Below are 24030 nucleotides of genomic sequence, written 5' to 3'. Positions count from 1 at the left end.
CGGGAGCGGACGCCGTCAGTCCGGGTAACTACCCTTGGGCCATGACAACGGCTCTGATTACGGGATCGACCGCAGGCATCGGCGCCGCGTTCGCACGGCGGCTGGCGGCGGACGGGCACGATCTGGTCCTGGTGGCACGGGACACCAAACGGCTGCGCGAGCAGGCGACCGAGCTGCACGACCGGCACGGCATCGAGGCGAAGGTGCTGACCGCCGACCTGGCGACCGACGACGGCATCGAGGCGGTCGCGGCCCGCCTGGCCGACCGCAGGAACGCGGTCGACCTGCTGGTCAACAACGCGGGCTTCGGCAACAAGGGCCGCTATCTCGACGTCTCGATGGCCGACGAGCTGCGGATGCTGAAGGTGCACTGCGAGGCGGTGCTCCGGCTGACCTCGGCGGCGGCCGAGGCGATGCGGGAGCGCGGGCGCGGCGGCGTGGTCAACGTGGCCTCGGTGGCGGCCTTCGTGCCGCGCGGCACGTACGGCGCGTCCAAGGCGTGGGTCGTGCAGTTCACCCAGGGCGCGGCGAAGGACCTGGCGGGCAGCGGCGTACGGCTGATGGCGCTGTGCCCCGGTTTCGTGCGCACGGAGTTCCACGACCGGGCCGGCATGGGCACGGACAACATCCCGAACTGGATGTGGCTGGACGCCGACAAGCTGGTCGCGGCGGCGCTGGCCGATCTCGCGCGCGGGAAGTCGCTGTCCATCCCGGACCCGCGCTACAAGGCGCTGATGGGGCTGGTGAAGGTGGCGCCGCGCGGGCTGCTGGGCGGGATCACCTCGAAGACCGGGCGGAAGTACGGGCCCCAGTAGCGGACGGGTGACGCCGTCGTTCCGGTGCGAAAATGGGCGTGACGGAACCGGACCAGGGGGGCCGGAGGCGGCGTCATGACCTTCGTACAGCTCATCGAGTGCAAGACCAGCCGGTTGGACGAGATGAACCGGCTCCTGGACGACTGGGTCGAACAGACCAAGGGGAAGCGGACCGCGATGCACACGGTCGTCGGCAAGGACCGCTCGGACGCGTCGCACATCATCGAGGTGGTGGAGTTCCCGTCGTTCGAGGAGGCGATGCGGAACTCGAACCTCCCGGAGACCGACCGGATCTTCCGGGGCATGGTCGCCCTGTGCGACGAGATGCCCACGTTCACCGACCTGGACGTGGTGCGGGACGAGCCGTTGTCCGCGGAGACCGTCCGGCGGTTCTACGCGGCGCTCGCCACCCCTGGTGACCTGCCGCCGCTCAACGACCTGCTGGACGAGGACGTCCACAGCCACGATCCGATCAACCCACAGGACACGATCGGGCTGGACGCCGCCCGGAGCGAGTACCGGATGTGGCGGGGCGCCTTCGACTTCACCTTCGTGGTCGAGGACGTGATCGCCCAGGGCGACCGGGCCTGCGCGCGGTGGACCTGGAACGCCACCCACAAGGGTGACTTCCTGGGGATTCCCGCCACCGGAAAGCAGGTCACCATGACCGGGGCGACCGTGTTCCGCTTCGGGGACAACGGCAAGATCGCCGAGCTCTGGTGGCAGCACGACCAGTTGGGTCTGATGCAGCAGCTGGGGGCGCTGGACGCGCTGGAGCGATAGAGAGGATCACGAGGGGCCGCCGGCCTGGCCGGGTCGGTGGTCCCTCGCGCGGTGGCTTACCCGCTGCCGGCGGGGCGAGGCTTGGTTGCCTGTGGTTTCGTTCCGTTCTTCTTCGTGCGGCTGCGGGCCGTGCCGGGCATCCGCGCCGCCTGGGCCGCCTTCTTCGCCAGCCGTTTCGCGTCCTTCTTCTCCCGGGCCTCCCGTCTACGCCGCTCGCGCTGCACTTCCTCCGGGGTCAGTCGCATGTAGGCGGGCGCGAGCTTGACGGGTGTCCGCATACGGCCCTCACCGCTGTTCGTGGCGCGTGGAGCGGAGGAAGCCCGGCCACGGGCATCCATGACCTTCGTCGACCGCTTCCTCCGCGGCTTCACCCGCACCGGGCCGGCCGGGCTCGCCGGCCTCTCCGTTCGGACCGGAGCAGCCCCCAGCCCGTTGCGCCGCCGCTCGGCGTCCCGGGCGAACTCCGCGTCCTGCAACGCGCGTCGGCGCTGGAGGTTCGCCTCCTTCGTACCGTTGCCCATCAGCGGTCCCAGTCGGCCAGCAGGACGTGGCAACGCGACCATCCGACGGTCCACTCGCCGTCGACCTTGTAACCGGCCTCGCCCACCTGCTCGGTCGCCCGTTCCAGGAGGTGGCGCAGCCCCTCCAGGGTCCCGGTGTCCGGCAACTCACCGCCGGGTTCCGACAGGGGCTCGTGGTAGAAGATGTGCTGTTCTCCCCAGCGCGTCCCCATGACCTGGACGGTGGGGACGTCGTCGTCGCTCTCGATCGAGGCGCAGTAGTGGATCACGCCTGACTCCTCTTCACCTTCGTACACGGGGTTGGTGACGTCGCTCTCGCAGCGGAACCACGTCACACGCCATGGCCCGTCCGTGTCCCATCTCTCCGTGTCCAGCTTCCTCTGGGCGACTTCGGCGAGGACGGTGAGCCCCCGGATCGAGTCCGCGCGGAAGTCCGGCGGGAGTTCGCCGCTCAGGCCGAAGGACGGATCCTGCGCCATCCCTCCGGCGTAGGCGTTCACGAGTTCAAGGGCACAAGGACAAGGGTCGTCGCCGTTCTCGTGGTCCCGATGGCTGTCGACCTTCGCGTAGCGCTCCACGTCCGGCTCGCAGTTCCAGCAAAGGCCGGGCATGCCGTCACAGGTGCCGGCGTCCGTCTCGTCGACCTCGTCAGCCTCGTCGGTCTCCTCGGCCGGCTCCTCGTCCGGAGGGGGAGCGGGCCGCGACGGGTTGAGGCAGACGGCCTCCAGTCGTGCCCTTCCGCCGACTCGGCTGGTGTACAGCCATTCCGACACCTCGCCGCTCCTGTTGACGGCGCGTGCCTGTAGGGGCCGGTCCGCGTTGCGGTAGAAGGCGATGTCGCAGAGGTCGTCGAGCCATTGGTCGAAGATCTCGTCGGTACCCGGCCGGCCGAGGCCGCTCGACTCGGCCGTGCGGAAGAGTTCCCGCGCGGCAGCGAGGCCGATGACTGGAAGACCGGCGCGGCCCGGCTCAGTCTCGGGGGATTCGGAGGGTACGGGCATGACGGGCAGCCTCCCGGAGTCGAAGGACCCCGGTAGCGCACTGCCGCACCCCGGTGATCTGCACTTTCCCGCGCACCTCGCGCGGGTCCGGCCGTGATCGTTCGGCACTGGAACACACGACCGAGCGGGAAGTTAACACCCGTATCGATCTTCTGCAAGATCTTCACAACCCCTTGCTTTCGGGGCCGTGATCATGAAATCTTCCGGCCAGTACCGTGCCCCCATGAACCCGTGGGGGCGAGCACCGATCTCCCTGCATGACGTGTAAGGGGGTCTTCGTTCCACAGGAGGCCCTTGTGCACGCGCACGCCACCGACGCAGCCGCTACACCCCGTAACTGGGACCTCTATCGGGCCGCGGTCGTCGACATCCGGTTCCAGGACCGGACCGTCCGGGTCGAACCACGTCCTTCGGGCACGGCCGAGGGTTTCTTCCCGGAGCCGGCCGGCAGCGCCGGCGTCCATGTGATCACCGCCATGAACCCCCTTGGCCGTACCGCGTCGGCCGACGCCAACGCCCGTGCCCAGCGCCTGTTGCTCGACGAGATCCGCCGCCGTGGTCTCCGCTGGTGGTCCGCGGAGGGAGGAGACGCGCTCGGCACGCACCGCGAGGAGAGCGTCGCCGTCGTCGGCCTGAGCGATACCGCGGCGCGCGGTCTGGGACGCCGCTTCGGCCAGGACGCGATCTTCGCCTGGACTCCCGATGCCTGGCGCGTCCTGGCGTGCGGCACCGACGCCGCGGCGGTGAGCGGATGGGCGGCGTCCGAGAAGGCCCGGCCCTCCGGCCGCCCGGGCAAGCGTTGACGTGCATGCACACCCTCCGTGGGCTCCCCGACGACAGCACCGCAGCCCACCGCCCCGGCGGCCTGCTGCGCTACCTCCCCATCCGGCGGGCCAAGCTCTGTCTGGCGCAAAGTGCTTGATCGCATGGGGAGTTGGGGTGTTAACGTCCCACGCATGGCTGAACTGATCGCTCCCACGGGACGGCTGCATTCCTCGTGGCTCGCGGCACGTGACGAGTGGCAGCCTGGTGCCCACCAGGCCGGGGCCGGGATGCATCTGGTTGGTGACGATGACCTCGACAGCCCGGACGGGTTCGCCTCATGGGTCGAGCGGCTGCGGCAGCAATCGGACCGGTCGCTGCCTGTCGGGGAAGGACGCGTCCACGCCACCCACTGGTGGATCGTCGATGGCGAGACGTACCTCGGGGCCATCGACCTTCGGCACTATCTGAACGCCCTTCTGCTGGAAGGCGGCGGACACATCGGCTACAGCGTTCGGCCTTCTGCCAGGAAGCGCGGACTGGCCAGGTGGGCGCTGGGAGCGGTTCTACTCGAGGCGCCGGCGCTCGGTCTGGACCGGGTCCTCCTCACCTGTGACGACGGCAACGTCGGCTCGACGCGCACCATCGAGAGCAACGGCGGCGTCCTCGAAGATGTGCGCAGCACCGAGATCGGGGTCAAGCGCCGCTACTGGATCACCCTCGATGACGCTGGTCAGAGCCATTCATTGACGACGGCGTGCCGAACCTTGTAGTCCGACCGACTTACCCGACCGACATCGCCGCCCGGCCCCCGCTGGGCGTACGGACCGCCGTCCACGACACCGTTGAGCTGATTGTCGCGGCGCCGGCCGAGGAGTGGGGGGTCTGTGCACGGCCGGGGTCGCCCGGAAAGACCGTATGGGCGGTGGTGACCGGCGCGGTGGCCGAGCCTGCGGTGGCTACGGGAGCCAGATCGGCGCGGGCACCCGCCTGAACCTGATCGCAGCGCTTGCGGCGGCTGCAAACAGCGCGAAGGCCCGGCACCCCGTCAGGGGCGCCGGGCCTTCGGTTACGGCTTACCGACGTACGTCAGTGGGCGTGGCCGTGGCCGTGGCCCGCGGCGGCCGGCTCTTCCTCTTCCTTCTTCTCGACGACCAGGGTCTCGGTCGTGAGGAGGAGGGAGGCGATGGAGGCGGCGTTCTCCAGGGCGGAGCGGGTGACCTTGACCGGGTCGATGACGCCGGCCTTGACCAGGTCGCCGTACTCGCCGGTGGCGGCGTTGAAGCCCTGGCCCTTCTCCAGCTCGGCGACCTTGGAGGTGATGACGTAGCCCTCCAGGCCGGCGTTCTCGGCGATCCAGCGCAGCGGCTCGACGACCGCGCGGCGGACCACGGCGACACCGGTGGCCTCGTCGCCGGTCTTGCCCAGGCCGCCCTCCAGCACCTTCGCGGCGTGGACGAGCGCGGAGCCACCACCGGAGACGATGCCCTCCTCGACCGCGGCGCGGGTCGCGGAGATGGCGTCCTCCAGACGGTGCTTCTTCTCCTTCAGCTCCACCTCGGTGGCGGCGCCGACCTTGATCACGCACACGCCGCCGGCCAGCTTCGCGAGGCGCTCCTGGAGCTTCTCGCGGTCCCAGTCGGAGTCGGTGTTCTCGATCTCGGCCTTGATCTGGTTGATGCGGCCCACGACGTCCTCGGAGTTGCCGGCGCCGTCGACGATGGTCGTGTCGTCCTTGGTGACCGTCACGCGGCGGGCGGAGCCCAGCACGTCCAGACCGGCCTGGTCGAGCTTGAGGCCGACCTCCTCGGAGATGACCGTGGCGCCGGTGAGGACCGCCATGTCCTGGAGCATCGCCTTGCGGCGGTCACCGAAGCCGGGGGCCTTGACCGCGACCGCGTTGAAGGTGCCGCGGATCTTGTTCACGACGAGGGTGGAGAGGGCCTCACCCTCGACGTCCTCGGCGATGATCAGCAGCGGCTTGGAGGCACCGGCCTGGATGACCTTCTCCAGCAGCGGCAGCAGGTCCTGGATCGAGGAGATCTTGCCCTGGTTGATGAGGATGTACGGGTCCTCGAGGACGGCCTCCATGCGCTCCTGGTCCGTCACGAAGTACGGCGACAGGTAACCCTTGTCGAAGGCCATGCCCTCGGTGAAGTCCAGCTCCAGACCGAAGGTGTTGGACTCCTCGACGGTGATGACACCGTCCTTGCCGACCTTGTCCATCGCCTCGGCGATGAGCTCGCCGACCTGCTGGTCCTGGGCGGACAGCGCGGCGACGGCGGCGATGTCGGACTTCTCGTCGATCGGCCGGGCCGAGGCGAGCAGGTCCTCGGACACCGCGGCGACGGCGGCGTCGATGCCCTTCTTCAGGGCGGCCGGGGAGGCACCGGCGGCGACGTTCTTCAGGCCCTCGCGGACGAGCGCCTGGGCCAGCACGGTGGCGGTGGTCGTACCGTCACCCGCGATGTCGTTGGTCTTGGTCGCCACCTCCTTCACCAGCTGGGCGCCGAGGTTCTCGTACGGGTCCTCGATCTCCACCTCACGGGCGATGGTGACGCCGTCGTTGGTGATGGTCGGGGCGCCGAACTTCTTGTCGATGACGACGTTGCGGCCCTTGGGGCCGATCGTCACCTTGACCGTGTCGGCGAGCTTGTTGACGCCGCGCTCGAGGGCGCGACGGGCGTCCTCGTCGAACTTCAGGATCTTCGCCATGGGAGCGTAGCCCTCTCGGGAAATCTAGGGTGCAAATAATGCTGTCGGTCAAACGAACTGCGCCCCCGGCGCCCGGCTTGTTAACGGTCGCGGGGGCCGAGGGCGCAGCTCGAAGCAGGAATGCTCGAGGTGATTACTTCTCGATGATCGCGAGCACGTCGCGAGCCGAGAGAACGAGGTACTCCTCGTTGTTGTACTTCACCTCGGTGCCGCCGTACTTGCTGTAGAGCACGACGTCGCCGACGGAGACGTCGAGCGGAAGACGGTTACCGTCCTCGAAGCGGCCCGGGCCCACGGCCAGGACGACGCCCTCCTGGGGCTTCTCCTTGGCGGTGTCCGGAATGACCAGGCCCGAAGCCGTGGTCTGCTCGGCGTCCAGCGGCTGGACCACGATGCGGTCCTCGAGCGGCTTGATGGCAACCTTGGAGCTGGCGGTCGTCACGATCCGACCTCCCCCTTCGGAGATCTCACGGGGTTAACTGTCTGAGGTGGCGACCAGGTCGATCCGTCGTCGCGGGTGCCGGACCTGCCCGTCGCTGTGTTGGCACTCTCCTCTGTCGAGTGCCAGACCCGAGACTATGACCGCGATTAGCACTCGGTCAAGCGGAGTGCCAATTGCCGTGCGGCGCGTCTGCCGTGGGGCGGGTTCAGCGGGCGTCTGCTGGGGCTGCCGCCCCCAGGCCTCCGCTTCGGCCTGGACGGCCTCGTCCTCAAACGCCGGACGGGCTGGATGGGGCTGAGCAGCGCTCAGAAGTGTCGTCCTCAGATGTAGTCCTCCAAGCGGCCCACCGTCAGGCCCCGGGCCTGCACCTGGCGCAGGAGGCGCAGGGCGGTGGGTTCTTCGGGGGCCATCCGGATGATGTCGCCGGGGCGGAGGTGGTGGGCGCCCCTGGTGTAGGTGAGGGTGTCGGCGGTCATGGAGACGCGCCAGAGGACCACTGCCGAGACGCCGCAGTCGGCGGCGGCCCGCAGGGTGGTGGTGTCGTACGTGCCGTGGGGCGGACGGAAGAGGCGGGAGCGGGGTTTCTGCCGCCGGCCGCAGACCTCGGCGCTGTCGGTGAGGAACATGGTGACCGGGAGGCGCAGTTCGCGGACCATGTCGACGAAGCGCGGGTCCTTCTCGGCGGTGTCGTCGTAGGTGAGGAAGACGACCTTGTCGGGGGTGGGGACGCGGTCGACGACGGGGGGCAGGGAGGCGCCCCTGCGGCGGCGGGCGCGGGGGCGGAGCGGAACGCGGGCCGGGGGTTTCGGGGCGGGGACCAGCGGGGTCCGCAGACCCCAGTGGCGGTACGCCAGGTCGCGGGCGGGCGCGGGCTGCCGTACCCGCTGGGCCGCTTTCTCGCCCAGTCGTTCGATGGGGTCGACGGACTGGGCGCAGCCGGTGACGAGGAGTGCGGCCCCGGTGAGCGCGGCGGCGGCCAGGGCCCGGTGTCGCCGCCACCGCCGCATCACAGGTAGTCCTCCAGGCGGGCCACCGCGTACCCCTCGCGGGTGACCCTGTTCAGGAACCGGCGCATGTCGTCGATCATCGTGCCGTTCCAGTCGTCCCGTCCCCGGAAGTGGGTCAGGACGATGTCGCCGGGGTGCAGGCTCTGGTCGTCCTCCCGGTACTCCCAGTGGTCGACGAAGACCTCCTCGTCCCAGATGGGCGCGTACTTGATGCCGCAGGACTTGGCGGCGACGAGGGTGTCACGGTTGTAGTTGCCGTAGGGCGGGCGGAAGACGGTCGGGCTCTTGCCGAACTGCTTGCGCATGATCCGCTGCATGCCGCAGATCTCGTCATGCTGCTCCTCGTAGGACAGGCCCGGCAGGTAGGGGTGGGTGAGGGTGTGGTTGTTGAGGGTGATGCCCTTGCCCTGCATCTTGCGGAAGTAGCCGTAGTCGTTCTCGACCAGGTAGTTGCTGAGGAACGCGGTGTAGGGGATCTTCAGGTCGCTCATCATGCGCAGGAAGGCCGGGTCCTTCTCGGCGCCGTCGTCGATGGTGAGAAAGACGACCTTCTGCTTGGTGGGGATCGTGGTGAAGACGGGGGGCAGGTTCAGTTCCTCCTGGCCGTGGACCTCGAATCCGGCGCGGGCGGTGATCCTCGGTTTGCGGGCGGGGGGCGGCGGAGGCGTCAGGGGGGCCGCGTCCAGACCCCAGCGTTTCGCGGCGGCGACCAGGGCGGCGTGGGAGGCGCGCAGCCGGGAGGCGTAGGAGTCCAGGGCCTCGGCGGGCGCCTGCTGGTGCTGCTGGCCCGGGGCCGGCCGGACATTCGGTGCGGTGCCGGGTGCCGTACAGCCGGAGACGACACCGCCGGAGACGACGGCGGCCATGGCGAGCGCGACCGGGCCGCTGCGGGTGGCCGCTCGCCTCCACCACGCACCATTTTTGTCATTTTGTACTACTACTCGCATGGTGCCGGATCTTCGCAGAGCCCCCGTCCCGAACCCGCCTGACACCGCCGCCGCGGGCGCACCATCCACCGGCTGGCCCACAATGACCCGGTGAACGACCTGCTCCCCTTCCACTCCCTGCTCACCCCCGAGGGCCGCGCCCTCCTCGACGAGGTGCGCGGCACGGCACCGGCCGAGGAACTCGCCGTCGCCACCCGCCTGCGCCGCGACCACCCCGCCGACCTGGTCTCGGCAGCCCTCGGCCAGGCCCGGCTGCGGCAGCGTGCGGCGGCGAAGTTCGGTGCCGAGGACGCGGAGCGGATGTACTTCACGCCGAACGGGGTCGAGCAGTCGACCCGCACGAGCGTGGCGAACTACCGGGCCGGCCGGCTGAAGGAACTGGGGGTGACGTCCGTCGCCGACCTGTGCTGCGGCATCGGCGGCGACGCGATCGCCCTCGCCCGCGCCGGGATCCGCGTCCTCGCCGTGGACCGCGATCCGCTGACCGCGGCCGTGGCCCGGACGAACGCTCAGGCGCTGGGACTGGCGGACCTCATCGAGGTGCGGGAGGCCGATGTCACGGACGTCGACACCGCCGGGTACGACGCGGTGTTCGTCGACCCCGCCCGGCGCGGCGGGCGGGGCCGTATCTTCGACCCCGAGGCGTACTCGCCGCCCCTGTCCTGGGCCGTCGGCGTGGCGTCCGCCTCCCGGGTGGCCGCCCTGAAGATCGCCCCCGGCATCCCGCACGAGGCGGTCCCCGCACAGGCCGAGGCCGAGTGGATCTCCGACGGCGGGGACGTGAAGGAGGCGGTGCTCTGGTTCGGCACCGGCGGCGCGGCCGTACGGGCCACGCTGCTGCCGGGGCCTCGCTCCCTGCTCTCCCGGGGCCTCCCCGACCCCGAAGTGCGGCCCGTGGGGCGGTACTTGTACGAGCCCGACGGCGCCGTCATCCGGGCGCACCTGGTGGCCGAGGTCGCCGAGGAGGTGGACGGCGGGCTGATCGACCCGACCATCGCCTACATCACGGCGGACGCACCACGGCCGACGGTGTACGCCTCCGCGTACGAAATCACCGACCGGCTCCCGTTCAACCTGAAGAAGTTGAAGGCCCTGCTCAGAGAGCGCGAGGTCGGCGTCCTGACCGTGAAGAAGCGCGGCTCGGCGGTCGAACCCGAGGAACTCCGCAAGAAGGTCAAACCCCAGGGACCGAACTCGGCCACGGTGTTCCTCACCCGGGTCGCGGGGGCGCCGACGATGCTGATCGGCCACCCGATGGGGTGACCCCCGCGCACTCCACGGGACGCTGCCCACACGCTCGGCCCACCATGCTGCCGTGATCTGGAGCGCACGTCGACGTACCCGGCAGCGACACACCCGCAATGCCCTGCTCCTGGCCACAACAGCGGGCTGATCCTCGGCATCGGTTCGCTGGCGGCACCCACGCGATCGGTATCGACGGGACCGCCGTGTTTGCACCGTACGCCTGTGGAAGACCGACGACTGGCTGAGCTGACCCTCGGGGCCTCAGCCGCACTCTCCCGCCCGCCGCAACAGCATCTCCCGCTCCCGCTCGTTCCGGGTCAGCCGTGCCGCGCGTTCGAAGTCCGCGCGTGCTTCCGCCGGGCGGCCCAGGCGGGTCAGGAGGTCGCCGCGGACGCTGGGGAGCAGGTGGTAGTCGCGGAGTGAGGGTTCGGCGGCCAGCCGGTCCACGATCTCCAGTGCCGGGGCCGGGCCCCGTGCCATCGAGACGGCGACCGCGCGGTTCAACTCCACGACGGGGGACGGGGCTCGGGCGGCGAGCAGGTCGTACAGGGTGGCGATGGCCGGCCAGTTGGTCTCCTCGTACGTGTAGGCGTGCGCGTGGCAGGCCGCGATCGCCGCCTGGAGGGCGTACGGGCCGGGGGCGCCGGCGGCTGTGGCCTCGGCGCGGCCGAGGGCGGTGATGCCGCGGGCGATGAGCATGCGGTTCCAGCGGCGGCGGTTCTGGTCCTTCAGCAGGACCGGCTCACCCTGCGGGCCGGTGCGGGCGGCGGCGCGGGACGACTGGAACTCCAGGAGGGCGGTCAGGGCGTGCACCTCCGGCTCCTTGGGCATCAGGGCGGACAGCACGCGGGCCAGCCGGAGGGCGTCCTCGCACAGGCCGGGGCGCAGCCAGTCGTCGCCGGCGGTGGCCGCGTACCCCTCGTTGTGGATCAGGTAGATGACGTCGAGGACGGATCCCAGGCGGGCCTCGCGGTCGGGGCCGTAGGGGACCTCGAAGGCGATGTTCCGCTTCGCGAGGGTGCGCTTGGCGCGGACGACGCGCTGGGCGATCGTCGGCTCGGGCACGAGGAAGGCGCGGGCGATCTCGGCCGTGGTCAGGCCGCCCAGCAGGCGCAGCGTGAGCGCGGTGCGGGCCTCGGGGGACAGCACGGGGTGGCAGGCGGTGAAGACCAGGCGGAGCAGGTCGTCGTCGATGTCGTCGGGGTCGGCCGGTTCCGGCGGCCCGGCCGTGGTCTCCAGGTCGCGGCCGATCTCGGCGAGCTTGCGGGCGTAGTTCTCGCGGCGGCGGATCAGGTCGACGGCGCGGCGCCGGGCGGTGGCCATGAGCCAGGCGCCGGGGTTGTCCGGCACGCCGTCCCGGGGCCACTGCTCCAGGGCGGCCACCAGCGCGTCCTGCGCCAGTTCCTCGGCGATCCCGATGTCGCGCACGATCCGGGTCACGCCGGCGATGAGACGCGGCGACTCCAGGCGGAAGACGGTCTCGATGGCGGTCTCGACTGCGGTCTCGACGGCCTGGGCGGCGGTGGGCTGCTGTTCCACAGCCCACCATGCAACACCCCTGGCCGGGTCTGCGCCAATGAGCGATCAGCCCTCGGCGATCTCCCGGACCTCGCAGGTCACGGTCCAGAACTCCTCGTGGACCTTCAGGAAGCGCTTGGTCCACTCCAGGGCCTCGGCCTTGTCCTTGCACTGCATGAGGGCGTAGCCGCCGATGACCTCCTTGGACTCGGTGAAGGGCCCGTCGGTGACGGAGAGCTGCCCGTTCTCCCAGTGGACCCGGGTGCCCTGCGCGGAGGGGGTGAGCCCGGCGGTGTCCAGCATCACGCCGGCCTTGGTGATCTCCTCGATCAGCTCACCCATCCGCTGCATCAGCTCGGGGCTGGGGCCCTCGGCGGGGGCGGCGGACTCGTCGATGCGCACGAGCGACAGGTAGCGGGGCATGGTGACTCCTTCGGCAGGACGGCGGGGGCTCTCCCCGCCTTCTCACCCCTGCGTCGAACGGGAGACGCCCGGATCGACACGCTCACCGAAATTCCCCGAAGATTTTTTCCCGCCACGGCGGGGGCGGCCTACCGCAGTGACGTCCACAGCGCGCTCGCCGCCGGTTCCTTCGCGATGACCCGGTTGGGGTCGGAGGGCGCCGCGACGACCGGCATCATCACCGTCTTCACCTGGTCGGCTGTCAGGCCCTTCAGGCTCTGGCCCAGACGCATGAGCTCGCTCAGCGAATTCAGGCCGGTGTCCGTCGTCAGGCTTCCGGTGATCGCGTCGGCCACCTGGTAGAGCTTGGCGGGGTCGGTGAGGAGGTCGGTGGCGGCGATCTGCTCCAGCAGGGCCTTCACCAGCTTCTGTTGCAGGCCTATGCGGCCGAGGTCGCTGCCGTCGCCTATGCCGTGCCGGGTGCGGGCCAGGGCCAGGGCCTGCTTGCCGTTCAGGTGGTGGGTGCCGGCCGCGAGGTGGAGGTGGCTCTTGTCGTCGTCGATGTCCTGGCCGGTGGTGACGGTGACGCCGCCGAGGGCGTCGACCAGTTTGGCGAAGCCGGAGAAGTCGATCTCGATGTAGTGGTCCATGCGGACATCGGTGATGGACTCGACCGTCTTCACCGCGCACACCGGTCCGCCCAGCGAATAGGAGCTGTTGAACATGGCGTTGTAGGCCACCGAGGTCGAACCGCCCGACGACAGCGGGCAGGAGGGGCGGGTGACCAGTGTGTCGCGCGGGATGCTGACGACGGTGGCCTCGGTGCGGCCGGCGTCGATGTGCACGACCATCGCCGTGTCGGAGCGGGCGCCGGAGCTGTCGCCGCCGCCGAGTTCCTTGTTCGCCTTGCCGCTGCGCGAGTCGGAGCCGAGGACGAGGATGTTCAGCGCCTCGGTCGGCAGCGGGGACGCCGAGGCGGAGGCGGAGGCGGACGGGGTGACGACCGCCTTCGCCGGACGGTCGTCGCCGAGCGCGCTGTTGATGTCGACGCTTCGGATGTTGTTGTTCAGGTGCCAGTACGCCCAGCCCGCACCCGCGCCGCCCAGCACCAGCGCCGCCGCGAGGGTGAGACCGGCGGCCTTCAGCACCGCCGGCCGCCGGCCCGTCCGTCTGTCCCCGTCGTGTCCCGTCACGAGGAGGAACGTAAGTCCGAATTATTAGGAGAGTGTTAGCGAGATCCACCCGAGGTGGTTTTCTTCGGAGAATCTCACGCTTCTCATGCCCCGCTCAGCTCAGCCTCAGTTCAGCTCAGCTCAGGGTCACCGTGGGCACCGGATTGCTGCCGCTCCAGGACCCGTTGAACCCGAAGGTCACCGAACCGCCGTCCGCGACCGACCCGTTGTACGAGGCGTTCGCGCAGGTCACGGCCGAGCCCGACTGGGTGCAGGAGGCGTTCCAGGCCTGCGTGATCCGCTGGCCCGCGCCATAGGTCCAGCTCGCCTTCCAGGAGGACAGCGAGGCCCCGGAGCAGGCGATCTTCACCTGGCCGGTGAAGCCGGTGTTCCACTGGCTGCTGACGCTGTACGTCGCCGTGCAGGCGCCGTTCGTCGGCGGCGGGGTGGTCGAACCGCCGCCGAGCGCCTCGGCGATGCCGTAGTAGGCGGGCTTGGGGCTGTAGTTCTCGTCGTACGGTGTCGCCGCCCCGTACCCGGGGAAGGTGCCCGGCACCCACGAGTCGGCGTCGGTGAAGCCCCACACGGTGACGTTGACGCAGCGGGTGACCGCCGCGCAGGCGGCCACGACCGACTTGAAGTCGGCGGCCTGCTGGGCGAGTTTCGTGCTGTCGGCGGGCAGCGCCATCCGTACGTCCAGCTCGGTGATCGCCACGTCCACGCCGAGGTCGGCGAAGCGCTGGATGTTCTGCTGGAGGGTGGACGGGACCTGGCCGAGGATCAGGTGGGCCTGGAGGCCGACGCCGTCGATCGGAACGCCCTGCTGCTTCAGGGACTTGACCAGGTTGTAGAGGGCGGTGCTCTTGGAGTTGACGCCCTCGACGTTGTAGTCGTTGATGTACAGCTTGGCGTCCGGGTCGGCCGCGTGGGCCCAGGTCAGAGCGCTTGCTATGTAGTTCGCGCCGAGGCCGTTGTACCAGAGCGTCGAGCGGTAGGTGCCGTCCTCGTTGAAGGGCTCGTTGACCACGTCCCAGGCCGCGATCTTCCCCTTGTACCGGCCCACCTCGGTGCTGATGTGGTTCTGGAGCAGGCTGCTGAGCTGCGCGGACGTCCAGCTGCCATTGGTCAGCCAGCTCGGGTTCTGGCTGTGCCAGACCAGGGTGTGGCCGCGTACCTGCTGGTTGTGGGCCTGCGCGAAGGCGACGATCTGGTCGGCCTCGGTCCAGTTGAAGCCGCCCTGGGTGGGCTCGACCGAGCCCCACTTCATGGCATTGCCCGGGGTGAGGGAGCTGAACTGCGACCCCGCGATGTCGCCGTAGGTCCCGGTGAGCTCGGAGCCGGTGACCGCCGTGCCGATGACCTTGCCCTTCGCCGCCGCCAGGTCCCGCAAGGGGGTGTCGGCGGCGTGCGCGGCGGGCGCTGCGGCCAGCACAGCGGCGAGCGTCGCGATGCCCGTCAGGAACGACGCGAGGGATAAGCCTTTTCTCAGAGATCGCATGCGGGTGCCTCCGAAAGTTTCGGTTGAACAACCGATTGGCTTCGGAGCAGTGTGGGGGGACGTGGGGCCCCCGTCAATACGCCACCGCTCCCCCGCTAAACCGCCGGAGGCACCGCCGTACTGCTGCGCACCACCAGGCTCGTCGCCAGCTCCACCCGGGTCGCCGCCGTGGACGCGTCCTCGCGCCCGAGGTCCAGCACCAGCTTGGCCGCGGCCTCGGCCATCTCGGTCAGCGGCTGCCGTACGGTCGTCAGCGGCGGCCCCACCCAGCGGGCCACCGGCAGGTCGTCGAAGCCGACCACGCTGAGGTCCTCCGGGATGCGCAGCCCCAGCTCACGGGCGGCCTCGTACAGCCCGAGCGCCTGAAGGTCGTTGCCCGCGAAGACGGCGGTGGGCCGGTCGGGACGGCCGAGCAGCTCCAGGCCCAGCCGGTAGCCGGCCTCGTGGTGGAAGTCCCCGGCCTTGATCATGCCCTGGTCGACGGGCAGCCCGGCGGTCTCCAGCGCGGCCCGGTAGCCGTCGACCCGGGCGCGGCTGCACATCATCCTCGACGGCCCGCTGATCGCCCCGATGCGGGTGTGGCCGAGCTCGACGAGGTGGCGGGTGGCGGCGAGCCCGCCCTGCCAGTTGGTGGCGCCGATCGAGGGCACGTCGGCGCCCGGGTCGCCGGCCGGGTCCATCACCACGAACGGGATGGATCTGCTGGTCAGCAGGGCGCGCTGGGACTCGTCGAGCCCGGAGAGGACCAGGATCACGCCGTGCGGGCGACGGGCGGCGACCTGGTCGGCCCAGGTCCGGCCGGGGGTGAGCCGACCAGCGCTCTCGCTGAGCACGACACTCAGCCCCGCGTCCCGGGCCACGTTCTCCACGCCCCGGATGACCTCCATCGCCCAGGCGCTCTCCAGCTCGTGGAAGACCAGGTCGATCAGGGGCGAACGGGAGGCCTCGGCGCGGCGGCGCCGGTAGCCGTAGGCGCGCAGGAGTTCCTCGACGCGGGTGCGGGTGGTGGGGGCGACGTCGGCACGGCCGTTGAGCACCTTCGAAACAGTCGGAGCGGAGACACCGGCCTGACGAGCGATTTCGGCGAGGGTCGCGGTCTGCGTTCCTGCGGGCTTCGGAGGCTTCATGCGGGCGATCGTATCCCTGCGCGCCCTCTTGACGAAGACCTTGTCCCGCCATAGGTTCCCGGAACATTCGGTGTTAGTCCCGAAACATTCGTGACGAAATACTCGTGAGCAGAGACGGGAGTTACATGACAACCGCTCCTTGGCGCGACTCCGCCCTGCCCGCCGCCGCCCGCGTGGACGACCTGCTCGCGAGAATGACCCTGGAGGAGAAGGCCGCCCAGCTGTACGGCGTATGGGTGGGTGCCGCCACGGACGGCGACGGCGTCGCCCCGCTCCAGCGCGAGATGACCGCCGACTACGACTGGGACGAGCTGATCACGCTGGGCCTCGGGCAGCTGACCCGCTCCTTCGGCACCGCCCCCGTCGACCCGGCGCTGGGCGCGCAGGCACTGGCCCGCGCCCAGCGCCGCATCGCCGCGGCGGGCCGCTTCGGCATCCCGGCGGTCGCCCACGAGGAGTGCCTGGCGGGCTTCACGGCCTGGGGCGCCACCGCCTACCCGGTGCCGCTGGCCTGGGGCGCGACCTTCGACCCGCAGCTCGTCGAGGAACTGGGCCGGTGCATCGGCCGCGACCTGCGCTCGGTCGGCGTCCACCAGGGCCTCGCGCCCGTCCTGGACGTCGTACGGGATCCGCGCTGGGGCCGCGTGGAGGAGACGATCGGCGAGGACCCGTACCTGGTCGGCACGATCGGCACGGCCTATGTGCGGGGCCTGGAGTCGGCCGGGGTCGTCGCCACGCTCAAGCACTTCGCCGGGTACGCGTCCTCGGCGGGCGGGCGGAACCTGGCGCCCGTGCGGGCCGGGATCCGGGAGTTCGCGGACGTCACCCTGCCGCCCTTCGAGATGGCGCTGCGGGAGGGCGGGGCGCGCTCGGTGATGGCGGCGTACACCGAGACGGACGGCGTCCCCGCGTCGGCCGATCCCGGCCTGCTGACCGAACTCCTGCGGGAGGAATGGGGGTTCACGGGGACGGTGGTCGCCGACTACTTCGGCATCGGCTTCCTCGAGACCCTGCACCGGGTCGCCGGTAGCGAGGCCCAGGCGGCGCGTCTGGCGCTGGAGGCGGGCATCGACGTGGAGCTGCCCACCCTCAAGTGCTACGGAAAGCCGCTGGTGGCGGCGGTACGGGAGGGCAGTGTCCCCGAGGCGCTGGTGGACCGGGCGGCCCGCCGGGTGCTGACGCAGAAGTGCGAGCTGGGCCTGCTCGACGCGGACTGGCAGCCGGAGCCGTCCGGCCCGGTCGACCTGGACTCGGCGGCGAACCGGGCGCTGGCCCGCCGGCTGGCCGAGGAGTCGGTGGTGCTCCTCGACAACCCCGACGGCCTGCTGCCGCTGGTCCCCGACACCCGTATCGCGGTGGTCGGCCCGCGCGCGGCCGACGCGCTGGCGATGCTCGGCTGCTACTCCTTCCCGTCCCATGTCCTCACGCACCACCCCGAGGTGCCGACGGGCATCGGCATCCCGTCGGTCCTGGAGGCGCTGCGCGCCGAACTCCCCGACGCCAAGGTGACGTTCGCGGAAGGCTGCGGGGTGTCCGACCCGGACGCCTCCGGCTTCGAGGAGGCGGTGGCCCGCGCGGCCGAGGCCGACGTGTGCGTGGCGGTGCTCGGCGACCGGGCCGGGCTGTTCGGCCGGGGCACCTCGGGCGAGGGCTGCGATGTCACGGACCTGCGTCTGCCCGGCGTACAGGGCGATCTGCTGGACGCGCTGATCGCCACCCGGGTCCCCGTGGTGCTGGTCCTGCTGACCGGCCGTCCGTACGCCCTCGGCCGCTGGCACGACCGACTGGCCGCCGTGGTCCAGGCGTTCTTCCCGGGACAGGGGGGCGGTCCGGCCGTGGCGGGAGTGCTGTCGGGCCGCGTGAACCCCTCGGGCCGCCTCCCGGTGAGCGTCCCGCACGTGCCCGGAGGCCAGCCGTGGACGTACCTCCAGCCGCCGCTGGGCCTGGCGGACGAGGTCAGCAACCTCGACCCGACACCCATGTACCCCTTCGGCCACGGGCGCTCCTACACGACGTTCGGGTGGGAGGACTTCGCGGGCACGGATCCGGAGATCGGCACGGACGGTTCGTACGACATCGCGCTCACGGTCCGCAACACCGGCGACCGCGCCGGAGCGGAGGTCGTCCAGCTGTATCTGCACGACCCGGTGGCCTCCGTGACCCGCCCGGACGTCCGCCTGATCGGCTACCGGCGGGTGGCACTGGAGCCCGGAGAAGCGGCCCGGGTCGCCTTCCGCTTCCACACCGATCTCTCCGCGTTCACCGACCGTTCGGGGCGCCGGGTGGTCGAACCGGGCGCGCTGGAACTGCGGGTGGCGGCATCCAGCGCGGACGTACGGCACACTGCACGGCTGAACCTCACGGGGCCGGCACGGGAACTCGGCGCCGACCGCCGGCTGCGGTGCGAGACAGCCGTGACGGCGGTCGGCTGACGAAAACACCCCTGCCCCCCCGGAGAACCGGGGGGGCAGGGGTGACATGGAGCGCCGGGCAGGCCTTGCACCTGCATTTCCCCGCAGGAAGCGGGGCGTCTTTCCTTGGACCACCAACGCACTGTGTCCGGACCGGTTTCCCGGCCGTTCACGTGTGATGATCATAGCGCATGGACAGCTGCGCGCACCACTCGGCGGTCGCCCCGGGCCCGGCCCGCCGCCCCGGCTCACCGGTGCGGCCCGCGAGGTCCGCGTCCCGGTCCGCGCGAAGAACTCGGGTCACTGGCCGGCACCGACCGACTCGAACCGCCAGCGGTGCACGGCCCGGGCGGCCAACTCCCCGTCCGGCTCGGGCAGTTCGGGCAGCTCGGCGTCGTACTCCGCGTCCCACCAGGTGATGACGAGGACACGGTCCTGCGGAGCGCGCAGGGTCTCCCGGCGCAGCGGCTCCCGGGCGAGCTTCTGCGCCCGGGTCCAGGCCAGCAGTGCTTCACCGCGCCCCGCCACCGCGCGGGCCTCCCACATCAGGGCGACCGTCACGAGTGCAGGTTCTCCTTGCTGACCTCGTGGACGTGGTCGTGGCCGGGGACGTGCGGGTCGGTCACCGGCAGGGAGGAGTCCGCCGACAGGTCCCAGCTGGAGGCGGCCCGGTTCCGGGCGACCATCTCGGCGCCGAGGGCGGCCACCATGGCGCCGTTGTCCGTGCACAGCTTGGGCCGCGGGACGCGCAGCCGGATGCCGGCGGCCTCGCAGCGCTCCTGGGCGAGGGCGCGCAGACGGGAGTTGGCGGCCACGCCGCCGCCGATCATCAGGTGGTCGACGCCCTCGTCCTTGCAGGCGCGCACGGCCTTGCGGGTCAGCACGTCCACCACGGCCTCCTGGAAGGAGGCGGACACGTCACGGACCGGGACCTCCTCGCCCGCCGCCCGCCTGGCCTCGATCCAGCGGGCCACGGCCGTCTTGAGGCCGGAGAACGAGAAGTCGTACGCCGGGTCCCGCGGGCCGGTCAGGCCGCGCGGGAAGGCGATGGCCTCCGGGTCGCCCTCCTTGGCGTAGCGGTCGATGACCGGGCCGCCGGGGAAGCCCAGGTTCAGCACGCGGGCGATCTTGTCGAAGGCCTCGCCCGCCGCGTCGTCGATGGTCGAGCCCATCGGGCGCACGTCCGAGGTGATGTCCGAGGACAGCAGCAGGGAGGAGTGGCCGCCGGACACCAGCAGCGCCATCGTCGGCTCCGGGAGCGGGCCGTGCTCCAGCTGGTCGACGCAGATGTGGGAGGCGAGGTGGTTCACGCCGTACAGGGGCTTGCCGAGGGCGTAGGCGTACGCCTTCGCCGCCGAGACGCCGACCAGCAGGGCGCCCGCGAGCCCCGGGCCCGCCGTCACCGCGATGCCGTCCAGATCCCTGGCGGAGACACCGGCCTCCTTCAGCGCGCGGTCGATGGTGGGCACCATCGCCTCCAGGTGGGCCCTCGAGGCGACCTCGGGCACCACCCCGCCGAAGCGGGCGTGCTCGTCGACGCTGGAGGCGACGGCATCCGCCAGCAGGGTGGTGCCGCGGACGATGCCGACGCCGGTCTCGTCGCAGGAGGTCTCGATCCCCAGGACCAAGGGTTCGTCAGCCATTGCTCTCTGTGCTCTCTGTTCCTTGTTCGGGGGTGGAACCGGTGGCGGAGCCGCCGTCGGGTTCCGTGGTGAGGCGCATCACCAGGGCGTCCACGTTCCCCGGCTGGTAGTAGCCGCGCCTGAAGCCGATGGGCGTGAAGCCGAAGCGCTCGTACAGCTTCTGCGCGCGGACGTTGTCCACGCGGCACTCCAGCATCACTTCGGAGCACTCGAAGGCGGACGCGGCCCGCAGCAGTTCGGCCAGCAGCACGCCGCCCAGGCCGGTGCCCTGGAGGTCGCGGGCGACGGCGATGGTCTGGATGTCGGCCAACTCGCCCTGCGCGGCCAGGCCGGCGTAGCCGACGATCCGGCCGCCCGTCTCGGCCACGACGTACCGCCGGGTCGCCTCGGAGCCCCGGGAGTGGGCCAGCTCGGACCAGAACATGCCCCGCGACCAGGCGTCCTCGGGGAAGAGGTCCTTCTCCAGCTCCAGCACGGGGTCGATGTCCCACCAGCGCATCTCGCGCAGTCGGGGGGTTGCGGGTTCGGTCACTTGGGGGTGACCACCTTGTAGTTCTTGGGGACCTGGGCGTCGGGGCGGCGCAGATACAGCGGCCGGGGAGCCTGGAGTTCCTCGCCCGCGGCCAGCTTCCCGGCGGCCAGCGAGGCGAGGGCGGCGGCGGAGACGTGCTCGGGCGCGTGCACCTGCGGGAAGGCGTCGGGGTAGAGCAGGGCGCCCGCGCCGACGGCCGGGAGCCCCGCCACCCGCTCGGCGATGTCGGCGGGCCGGTCGACGGCGGGGTCGGTCAGCCGGGTGCGGGAGTCGGCGTACTTCGCCCAGTAGACCTCCTTGCGGCGGGCGTCGGTCGCCACGACGAAGGGGCCCTTCTCGATGTCGGCCGCATAGGCGAGGGCGTCGAGCGTGCACAGGCCGTGCACGGGCACGCCGAGCGCGAGCCCGAACGTGTCGGCGGTCATCAGGCCGACGCGCAGCCCGGTGTAGGGGCCGGGCCCGATGCCTACGACGATCCCGGTGACGGCGTCGAGCTTCAGCCCGGCCTCGGCGAGCACGCGGTCGACGGCCGGCAGCAGCAGCTCGCCGTGCCGGCGCGCGTCCACCTGGCTCGAGGAGGCGATGACGTCCGTGCCGTCGTGCAGCGCGACGGTGACGGCGGGGGTGGCGGTATCCAGAGCGAGCAAGAGCACGCGAACAGCCTACGGCTCCAGCGCGTACGCGGCGGCCGTCCCGGCCAGGTGGTCACCGACTGCTACCGTCTGCATAAAGTTCTGTACGAAGTACGACAAATGATGTGATACGGCGAAGCGAGACAGAGGTGGACGTACGTGGCAGGGACCAGCGCGGGAATCGTGGCCGGCCTCACCGCGGCGGCCGTCGGTACGGTCGGCTTCCTCGCCTACCAGGCCTCCGCCACGGTCCCGGCCGGCCTCGGCGACAAGCCCCGGGCGAGCGCGTCACCCGTGGTCAAGGCACCCAGGGACAGAAGGAACCCCACCGCGCTGCCCGCCGTCTCCGGATCGGGTGAACGGGTCGTGTACTCGGTGGACGACGACCGGGTGTGGCTGGTCGGCGAGCGCAACCGGGTACTGCGCACCTTCAGGGTGAAGCCCGGCCGGGTGGATCCGTTCCCGGGCGCGTACGTGGTGACGTCCCGCTCGCACGCGGTCACCGGCACCGACGGCGTTCCCGTCGAGCACGTCGTGCGCTTCACCAGCGTGGACGACGTCGCCATCGGCTTCAGCGCCGCCGTGAACCCGGACCTGACCCCGGCACCGGACCCGACCGTGCGGACCGGCGGCATCAGGGAGACCCGGGCGGACGGACAGGCGATGTGGATGTTCGCGACGATCGGGGTACCGGTCGTCGTGGTCAGGTAGGGCGCGGGGACCGGGCCCGATGGCCCCAGCCCGATGGCCCTATGCCGCGTCGCGGTGCCGCTCCGCCGGCTCCTGCCGGTCCGGCTCGGGGGCCTGCGGGGGGTTCGAGATCGCCTTGGCAGCCGCGCAGGAGGCCAGCAGGTCGCGCATGGACACCCCGGCGGACAACACGGGCGGCCGCCGCGGCGCCGTGGGCTGAGAAGCGGGCATGGGACGCCTCCTGAGGTGCGGGGGCGGGCGTAGTTAGGCAGACCTAACTACGGGCTGGATACCATGTCATCACGGCTGCCAGGCCCGGCGCAACATGTTGCCGACAGCTTGTCGGAAAGTGTCGGGCGGTCTCAGGCCGCCAGTGCCTCCAGGTCCACGGACGCCCACCGCGCCCCCAGACCGGTGAGGGTCACATGCCGTACCTCGTCGGTGGTGTCTCCGACAGCGCGGTGGATGACGATCTGCAACCGGTCCTCGGTCAGCTCCTCGACCTTGCCCTCGCCCCACTCCACGACGATCACCGAGTCGGGCAGTGAGACGTCCAGGTCGAGGTCCTCCATCTCGTCCAGGCCGCCGGACAGCCGGTAGGCGTCGGCGTGGACGAGCGGCGGACCGTCGCCCAGCGACGGATGGACACGGGCGATCACGAAGGTCGGCGAGGTGACCGCGCCGCGCACGCCGAGCCCCTCGCCCAGCCCGCGGGTGAGCGTCGTCTTGCCCGCGCCGAGCTCACCGGTGAGCATCACCAGATCGCCCGCGCGCAGCAGCTTGGCCAGGCGGCGGCCCAGTTCCCGCATCTGCTCCGGGGAGTTGACGGTCAGCTGGGTCTCAGCGGGGTTGTGCGGTGCTGCTGGTGCTTCCATAGCCACTTACCGTAGCCCCTGCGGGCACGGCACCCGCGCGGGTGAGGAGGTCGGCGAGGCGGTCGGTGACCACTTCCGGGTGCTCCAGCATGACCAGGTGCCCGGCATCCGGCACGAGGACCAGTTCGGCCTCGGGCAGCAGGTCGGCGATGGCCTCGCTGTGCTCGCTGGGCGTGACGAGGTCCTGGACCCCGGCCAGCACGAGCACCGGCATGTCGGTGAAGCAGGCGAGCGCCTCGGTCTTGTCGTGGTCGGTGAACGCCGGATAGAACTCGGCGACCACGTCGATCGGCGTGGACTCGATCATGCGTTCAGCGAACCGGGCGATCGCCGGGTCGACGTCCCGTCCGGCGAACGAGTACCGCTTGATGATCCCGGCGAACAGGTCGGCGGTGGCCCGCCGCCCCTTCTCCACCAGCGCCGCCTGCTGCCCGAGCGCCTTCAGCACCCCGGGGAGCACCCGGCGCACCGCGTTGACGCCGGCGACGGGCAGCCCGAAGTTGACCTCGCCGAGCCGTCCGGACGACGTACCGACGAAGGCGGTGGCGACCACCCGGTCCCGGATCAGCTCCGGGTACAGCGCGGCCAGCGCCATCACCGTCATCCCGCCCATGGAGTGCCCGACCAGCACGATCGGGCCCTCGGGCACGGCCGCGTCGATGACGGCCTTGAGGTCGCGCCCGAGCTGGTCGATGGTGAGCGGCACCCCGTCCTGGACCTGGCCCACGCCCCGCGCCGAGCGGCCGTGGCTGCGCTGGTCCCAGTGCACGGTGCGTACGACGCCGCGCAGGGCGGCGCGCTGGAAGTGCCAGGAGTCCTGGCTGAGGCAGTAGCCGTGGCTGAAGACCACGGTGACCGGGGCGGGCGCCTTGCGGCCGAAGAGACGGCGCCGGCGCGGGGAGAGGTTCGGGCCGCCGGCGTCGGGCTCGACGTCGTCGACCTCGTAGTACAACTCGGTACCGTCGTCGGCGTGCGCCTTGCCCGGGGTGCCGCGCAGCGCCCCGAACGGACCCGTCGAGTCCAGCGCCAGCCGGGCCTTCCTGCGCATCCCCCGGCCGACGGTCATCCGTTCGATGGCGACACCGGCCGCCGCGCCCGCGGCGAGCACACCTATCGCGGCACCGGCGAAGCCGGTCGCCCTGCGCCAGCTTCCGGCCGCCCCCGCGGCGGAGGCGACGACGGCCGCGGCGGCGACGTCCGCCACGTCCGCCACGACCTCCGCACTGCTCTCGCTCACGTACCGCTCCTCATCACGACTGCTGCTGCCGTCACAGGTGTCACGGGTCTCACCG

25 protein-coding genes are annotated in these 24030 nt (G+C 71.1%); 7 read left to right on the top strand and 18 right to left on the bottom strand.

Going from position 1 to position 24030, the window contains the following annotated elements; genetic code table 11:
- Positions 1-41: 41 nt before the first annotated feature.
- Together ACWGJM_RS07845 and ACWGJM_RS07840 are read left to right on the top strand one after the other, a co-directional pair.
- Entirely contained in the window at positions 42-815 is a 774-nt protein-coding gene (locus tag ACWGJM_RS07845; protein ID WP_453410769.1) for an SDR family NAD(P)-dependent oxidoreductase, read from the top strand.
- Between the two features lie 75 nt (positions 816-890).
- The gene (locus tag ACWGJM_RS07840) at positions 891-1598 is read left to right on the top strand and encodes an ester cyclase (protein ID WP_453410768.1); all 708 of its coding nucleotides are present in this window, start codon (positions 891-893) and stop codon (positions 1596-1598) included.
- 56 nt (positions 1599-1654) lie between these two features.
- Here the strand turns inward: ACWGJM_RS07840 and ACWGJM_RS07835 are convergent, their stop codons facing one another.
- Positions 1655-2119 carry a hypothetical protein gene (locus tag ACWGJM_RS07835; RefSeq protein WP_453410767.1) on the bottom strand — a complete coding sequence of 155 codons (465 nt, stop codon included), beginning with the start codon at positions 2117-2119 and terminating at the stop codon, positions 1655-1657.
- Complete coding sequence (locus ACWGJM_RS07830; RefSeq protein ID WP_453410766.1) at positions 2119-3120, bottom strand: hypothetical protein; 1002 nt, start codon at positions 3118-3120, stop codon at positions 2119-2121. Before ACWGJM_RS07830 ends, ACWGJM_RS07835 begins: the two co-directional genes overlap by 1 nt.
- Before the next feature lie 296 nt (positions 3121-3416).
- Between ACWGJM_RS07830 and ACWGJM_RS07825 the strand changes: the two genes are divergently transcribed.
- The gene (locus tag ACWGJM_RS07825) at positions 3417-3923 is read left to right on the top strand and encodes a DUF3293 domain-containing protein (protein ID WP_453410765.1); all 507 of its coding nucleotides are present in this window, start codon (positions 3417-3419) and stop codon (positions 3921-3923) included.
- A 153-nt stretch (positions 3924-4076) separates the two neighbouring features.
- Positions 4077-4655, top strand: coding sequence for a GNAT family N-acetyltransferase (locus tag ACWGJM_RS07820; protein WP_453410764.1), 579 nt, complete (start codon positions 4077-4079; stop codon positions 4653-4655).
- Between the two features lie 316 nt (positions 4656-4971).
- On the opposite strand, the gene groL is transcribed toward ACWGJM_RS07820, so the two are convergent.
- The 4 genes from groL to ACWGJM_RS07800 all read right to left on the bottom strand — a co-directional run bounded on the left by groL (position 4972) and on the right by ACWGJM_RS07800 (position 8993).
- Positions 4972-6597, bottom strand: coding sequence for a chaperonin GroEL (gene groL, locus ACWGJM_RS07815; RefSeq protein WP_453410763.1), 1626 nt, complete (start codon positions 6595-6597; stop codon positions 4972-4974).
- Positions 6598-6730: 133 nt separating this feature from the next.
- Positions 6731-7039 carry a co-chaperone GroES gene (gene groES / locus ACWGJM_RS07810; RefSeq protein WP_132856129.1) on the bottom strand — a complete coding sequence of 103 codons (309 nt, stop codon included), beginning with the start codon at positions 7037-7039 and terminating at the stop codon, positions 6731-6733.
- A gap of 320 nt (positions 7040-7359) precedes the next feature.
- Positions 7360-8046, bottom strand: a complete 687-nt coding sequence (locus ACWGJM_RS07805; RefSeq protein WP_453410762.1) for a hypothetical protein — start codon at positions 8044-8046, stop codon at positions 7360-7362.
- Positions 8046-8993 (bottom strand): polysaccharide deacetylase family protein, encoded by a 948-nt coding sequence (locus tag ACWGJM_RS07800; RefSeq protein WP_453410761.1) that lies wholly within the window; start codon positions 8991-8993, stop codon positions 8046-8048. The genes ACWGJM_RS07805 and ACWGJM_RS07800 overlap by 1 nt, the downstream gene beginning before the upstream one ends.
- A 90-nt stretch (positions 8994-9083) precedes the next feature.
- Here ACWGJM_RS07800 and ACWGJM_RS07795 point away from each other — a divergent pair, with 90 nt between their 5' ends.
- Positions 9084-10256: a class I SAM-dependent methyltransferase gene (locus ACWGJM_RS07795; RefSeq protein ID WP_453410760.1), complete on the top strand. Its 1173-nt coding sequence runs from the start codon at positions 9084-9086 to the stop codon at positions 10254-10256.
- Positions 10257-10499: 243 nt separating this feature from the next.
- On the opposite strand, the gene ACWGJM_RS07790 is transcribed toward ACWGJM_RS07795, so the two are convergent.
- From ACWGJM_RS07790 to ACWGJM_RS07770, 5 genes are all read right to left on the bottom strand, one after another.
- A complete protein-coding gene (locus ACWGJM_RS07790) occupies positions 10500-11777 on the bottom strand; it encodes an RNA polymerase sigma factor (protein WP_453410759.1) in 1278 nt (425 codons plus the stop codon).
- Between the two features lie 45 nt (positions 11778-11822).
- Positions 11823-12179 (bottom strand): YciI family protein, encoded by a 357-nt coding sequence (locus ACWGJM_RS07785; protein WP_453410758.1) that lies wholly within the window; start codon positions 12177-12179, stop codon positions 11823-11825.
- Between the two features lie 128 nt (positions 12180-12307).
- Positions 12308-13351: an LCP family protein gene (locus tag ACWGJM_RS07780; protein WP_453410757.1), complete on the bottom strand. Its 1044-nt coding sequence runs from the start codon at positions 13349-13351 to the stop codon at positions 12308-12310.
- 115 nt (positions 13352-13466) lie between these two features.
- Positions 13467-14828 (bottom strand): endo-1,4-beta-xylanase, encoded by a 1362-nt coding sequence (locus tag ACWGJM_RS07775; protein WP_453410756.1) that lies wholly within the window; start codon positions 14826-14828, stop codon positions 13467-13469.
- 95 nt (positions 14829-14923) lie between these two features.
- Positions 14924-15955 carry a LacI family DNA-binding transcriptional regulator gene (locus ACWGJM_RS07770; RefSeq protein ID WP_453410755.1) on the bottom strand — a complete coding sequence of 344 codons (1032 nt, stop codon included), beginning with the start codon at positions 15953-15955 and terminating at the stop codon, positions 14924-14926.
- Between the two features lie 125 nt (positions 15956-16080).
- On the opposite strand from ACWGJM_RS07770, the gene ACWGJM_RS07765 reads away from it, so the two are divergent.
- Positions 16081-18387: a beta-xylosidase/alpha-l-arabinosidase gene (locus ACWGJM_RS07765; protein WP_453410754.1), complete on the top strand. Its 2307-nt coding sequence runs from the start codon at positions 16081-16083 to the stop codon at positions 18385-18387.
- A 279-nt stretch (positions 18388-18666) separates the two neighbouring features.
- Here ACWGJM_RS07765 and ACWGJM_RS07760 read toward each other — a convergent pair whose 3' ends face one another.
- Genes ACWGJM_RS07760 through tsaB form a run of 4 tightly spaced genes read right to left on the bottom strand, consistent with a single transcriptional unit; the run spans position 18667 to position 21194 of the window.
- A complete protein-coding gene (locus ACWGJM_RS07760; protein ID WP_453410753.1) occupies positions 18667-18927 on the bottom strand; it encodes a hypothetical protein in 261 nt (86 codons plus the stop codon).
- On the bottom strand, positions 18924-20009 hold the full coding sequence (tsaD, locus tag ACWGJM_RS07755) for a tRNA (adenosine(37)-N6)-threonylcarbamoyltransferase complex transferase subunit TsaD (protein WP_453410752.1): 1086 nt from the start codon (positions 20007-20009) through the stop codon (positions 18924-18926). The genes ACWGJM_RS07760 and tsaD overlap by 4 nt, the downstream gene beginning before the upstream one ends.
- Positions 20002-20541, bottom strand: coding sequence for a ribosomal protein S18-alanine N-acetyltransferase (rimI, locus tag ACWGJM_RS07750; protein ID WP_453410751.1), 540 nt, complete (start codon positions 20539-20541; stop codon positions 20002-20004). Before rimI ends, tsaD begins: the two co-directional genes overlap by 8 nt.
- Entirely contained in the window at positions 20538-21194 is a 657-nt protein-coding gene (tsaB, locus tag ACWGJM_RS07745; RefSeq protein ID WP_453410750.1) for a tRNA (adenosine(37)-N6)-threonylcarbamoyltransferase complex dimerization subunit type 1 TsaB, read from the bottom strand. Before tsaB ends, rimI begins: the two co-directional genes overlap by 4 nt.
- 138 nt (positions 21195-21332) lie before the next feature.
- On the opposite strand from tsaB, the gene ACWGJM_RS07740 reads away from it, so the two are divergent.
- The gene (locus tag ACWGJM_RS07740; RefSeq protein ID WP_453410749.1) at positions 21333-21884 is read left to right on the top strand and encodes a hypothetical protein; all 552 of its coding nucleotides are present in this window, start codon (positions 21333-21335) and stop codon (positions 21882-21884) included.
- Between the two features lie 39 nt (positions 21885-21923).
- Here ACWGJM_RS07740 and ACWGJM_RS07735 read toward each other — a convergent pair whose 3' ends face one another.
- The 3 genes from ACWGJM_RS07735 to ACWGJM_RS07725 all read right to left on the bottom strand — a co-directional run bounded on the left by ACWGJM_RS07735 (position 21924) and on the right by ACWGJM_RS07725 (position 23975).
- The gene (locus ACWGJM_RS07735; protein WP_453410748.1) at positions 21924-22094 is read right to left on the bottom strand and encodes a hypothetical protein; all 171 of its coding nucleotides are present in this window, start codon (positions 22092-22094) and stop codon (positions 21924-21926) included.
- Positions 22095-22225: 131 nt separating this feature from the next.
- Positions 22226-22738: a tRNA (adenosine(37)-N6)-threonylcarbamoyltransferase complex ATPase subunit type 1 TsaE gene (gene tsaE / locus ACWGJM_RS07730; protein ID WP_453410747.1), complete on the bottom strand. Its 513-nt coding sequence runs from the start codon at positions 22736-22738 to the stop codon at positions 22226-22228.
- Complete coding sequence (locus ACWGJM_RS07725) at positions 22704-23975, bottom strand: alpha/beta fold hydrolase (protein WP_453410746.1); 1272 nt, start codon at positions 23973-23975, stop codon at positions 22704-22706. The genes tsaE and ACWGJM_RS07725 overlap by 35 nt, the downstream gene beginning before the upstream one ends.
- Positions 23976-24030 lie beyond the last annotated feature (55 nt).

It is taken from the genome of Streptomyces sp. NPDC054834 (assembly GCF_053611185.1).
Note: the sequence above shows the minus strand (reverse complement) of the source record. Positions and strands in the feature narration are given on the sequence as shown.

Excerpts from the sequence above, each read along its gene's own strand:
- ACWGJM_RS07845 (WP_453410769.1), top strand. The coding sequence starts at position 42 with ATGACAACGGCTCTGATTACGGGATCGACCGCAGGCATCGGCGCCGCG.
- ACWGJM_RS07765 (WP_453410754.1), top strand. The coding sequence starts at position 16,081 with ATGACAACCGCTCCTTGGCGCGACTCCGCCCTGCCCGCCGCCGCCCGC.
- tsaE (WP_453410747.1), bottom strand. The coding sequence starts at position 22,738 with ATGGAAGCACCAGCAGCACCGCACAACCCCGCTGAGACCCAGCTGACC.
- ACWGJM_RS07820 (WP_453410764.1), top strand. The coding sequence starts at position 4,077 with ATGGCTGAACTGATCGCTCCCACGGGACGGCTGCATTCCTCGTGGCTC.
- ACWGJM_RS07775 (WP_453410756.1), bottom strand. The coding sequence starts at position 14,828 with ATGCGATCTCTGAGAAAAGGCTTATCCCTCGCGTCGTTCCTGACGGGC.
- ACWGJM_RS07735 (WP_453410748.1), bottom strand. The coding sequence starts at position 22,094 with ATGCCCGCTTCTCAGCCCACGGCGCCGCGGCGGCCGCCCGTGTTGTCC.
- tsaD (WP_453410752.1), bottom strand. The coding sequence starts at position 20,009 with ATGGCTGACGAACCCTTGGTCCTGGGGATCGAGACCTCCTGCGACGAG.
- ACWGJM_RS07835 (WP_453410767.1), bottom strand. The coding sequence starts at position 2,119 with ATGGGCAACGGTACGAAGGAGGCGAACCTCCAGCGCCGACGCGCGTTG.
- ACWGJM_RS07805 (WP_453410762.1), bottom strand. The coding sequence starts at position 8,046 with ATGCGGCGGTGGCGGCGACACCGGGCCCTGGCCGCCGCCGCGCTCACC.
- ACWGJM_RS07830 (WP_453410766.1), bottom strand. The coding sequence starts at position 3,120 with ATGCCCGTACCCTCCGAATCCCCCGAGACTGAGCCGGGCCGCGCCGGT.
- groL (WP_453410763.1), bottom strand. The coding sequence starts at position 6,597 with ATGGCGAAGATCCTGAAGTTCGACGAGGACGCCCGTCGCGCCCTCGAG.
- ACWGJM_RS07785 (WP_453410758.1), bottom strand. The coding sequence starts at position 12,179 with ATGCCCCGCTACCTGTCGCTCGTGCGCATCGACGAGTCCGCCGCCCCC.
- ACWGJM_RS07800 (WP_453410761.1), bottom strand. The coding sequence starts at position 8,993 with ATGCGAGTAGTAGTACAAAATGACAAAAATGGTGCGTGGTGGAGGCGA.
- ACWGJM_RS07840 (WP_453410768.1), top strand. The coding sequence starts at position 891 with ATGACCTTCGTACAGCTCATCGAGTGCAAGACCAGCCGGTTGGACGAG.
- ACWGJM_RS07770 (WP_453410755.1), bottom strand. The coding sequence starts at position 15,955 with ATGAAGCCTCCGAAGCCCGCAGGAACGCAGACCGCGACCCTCGCCGAA.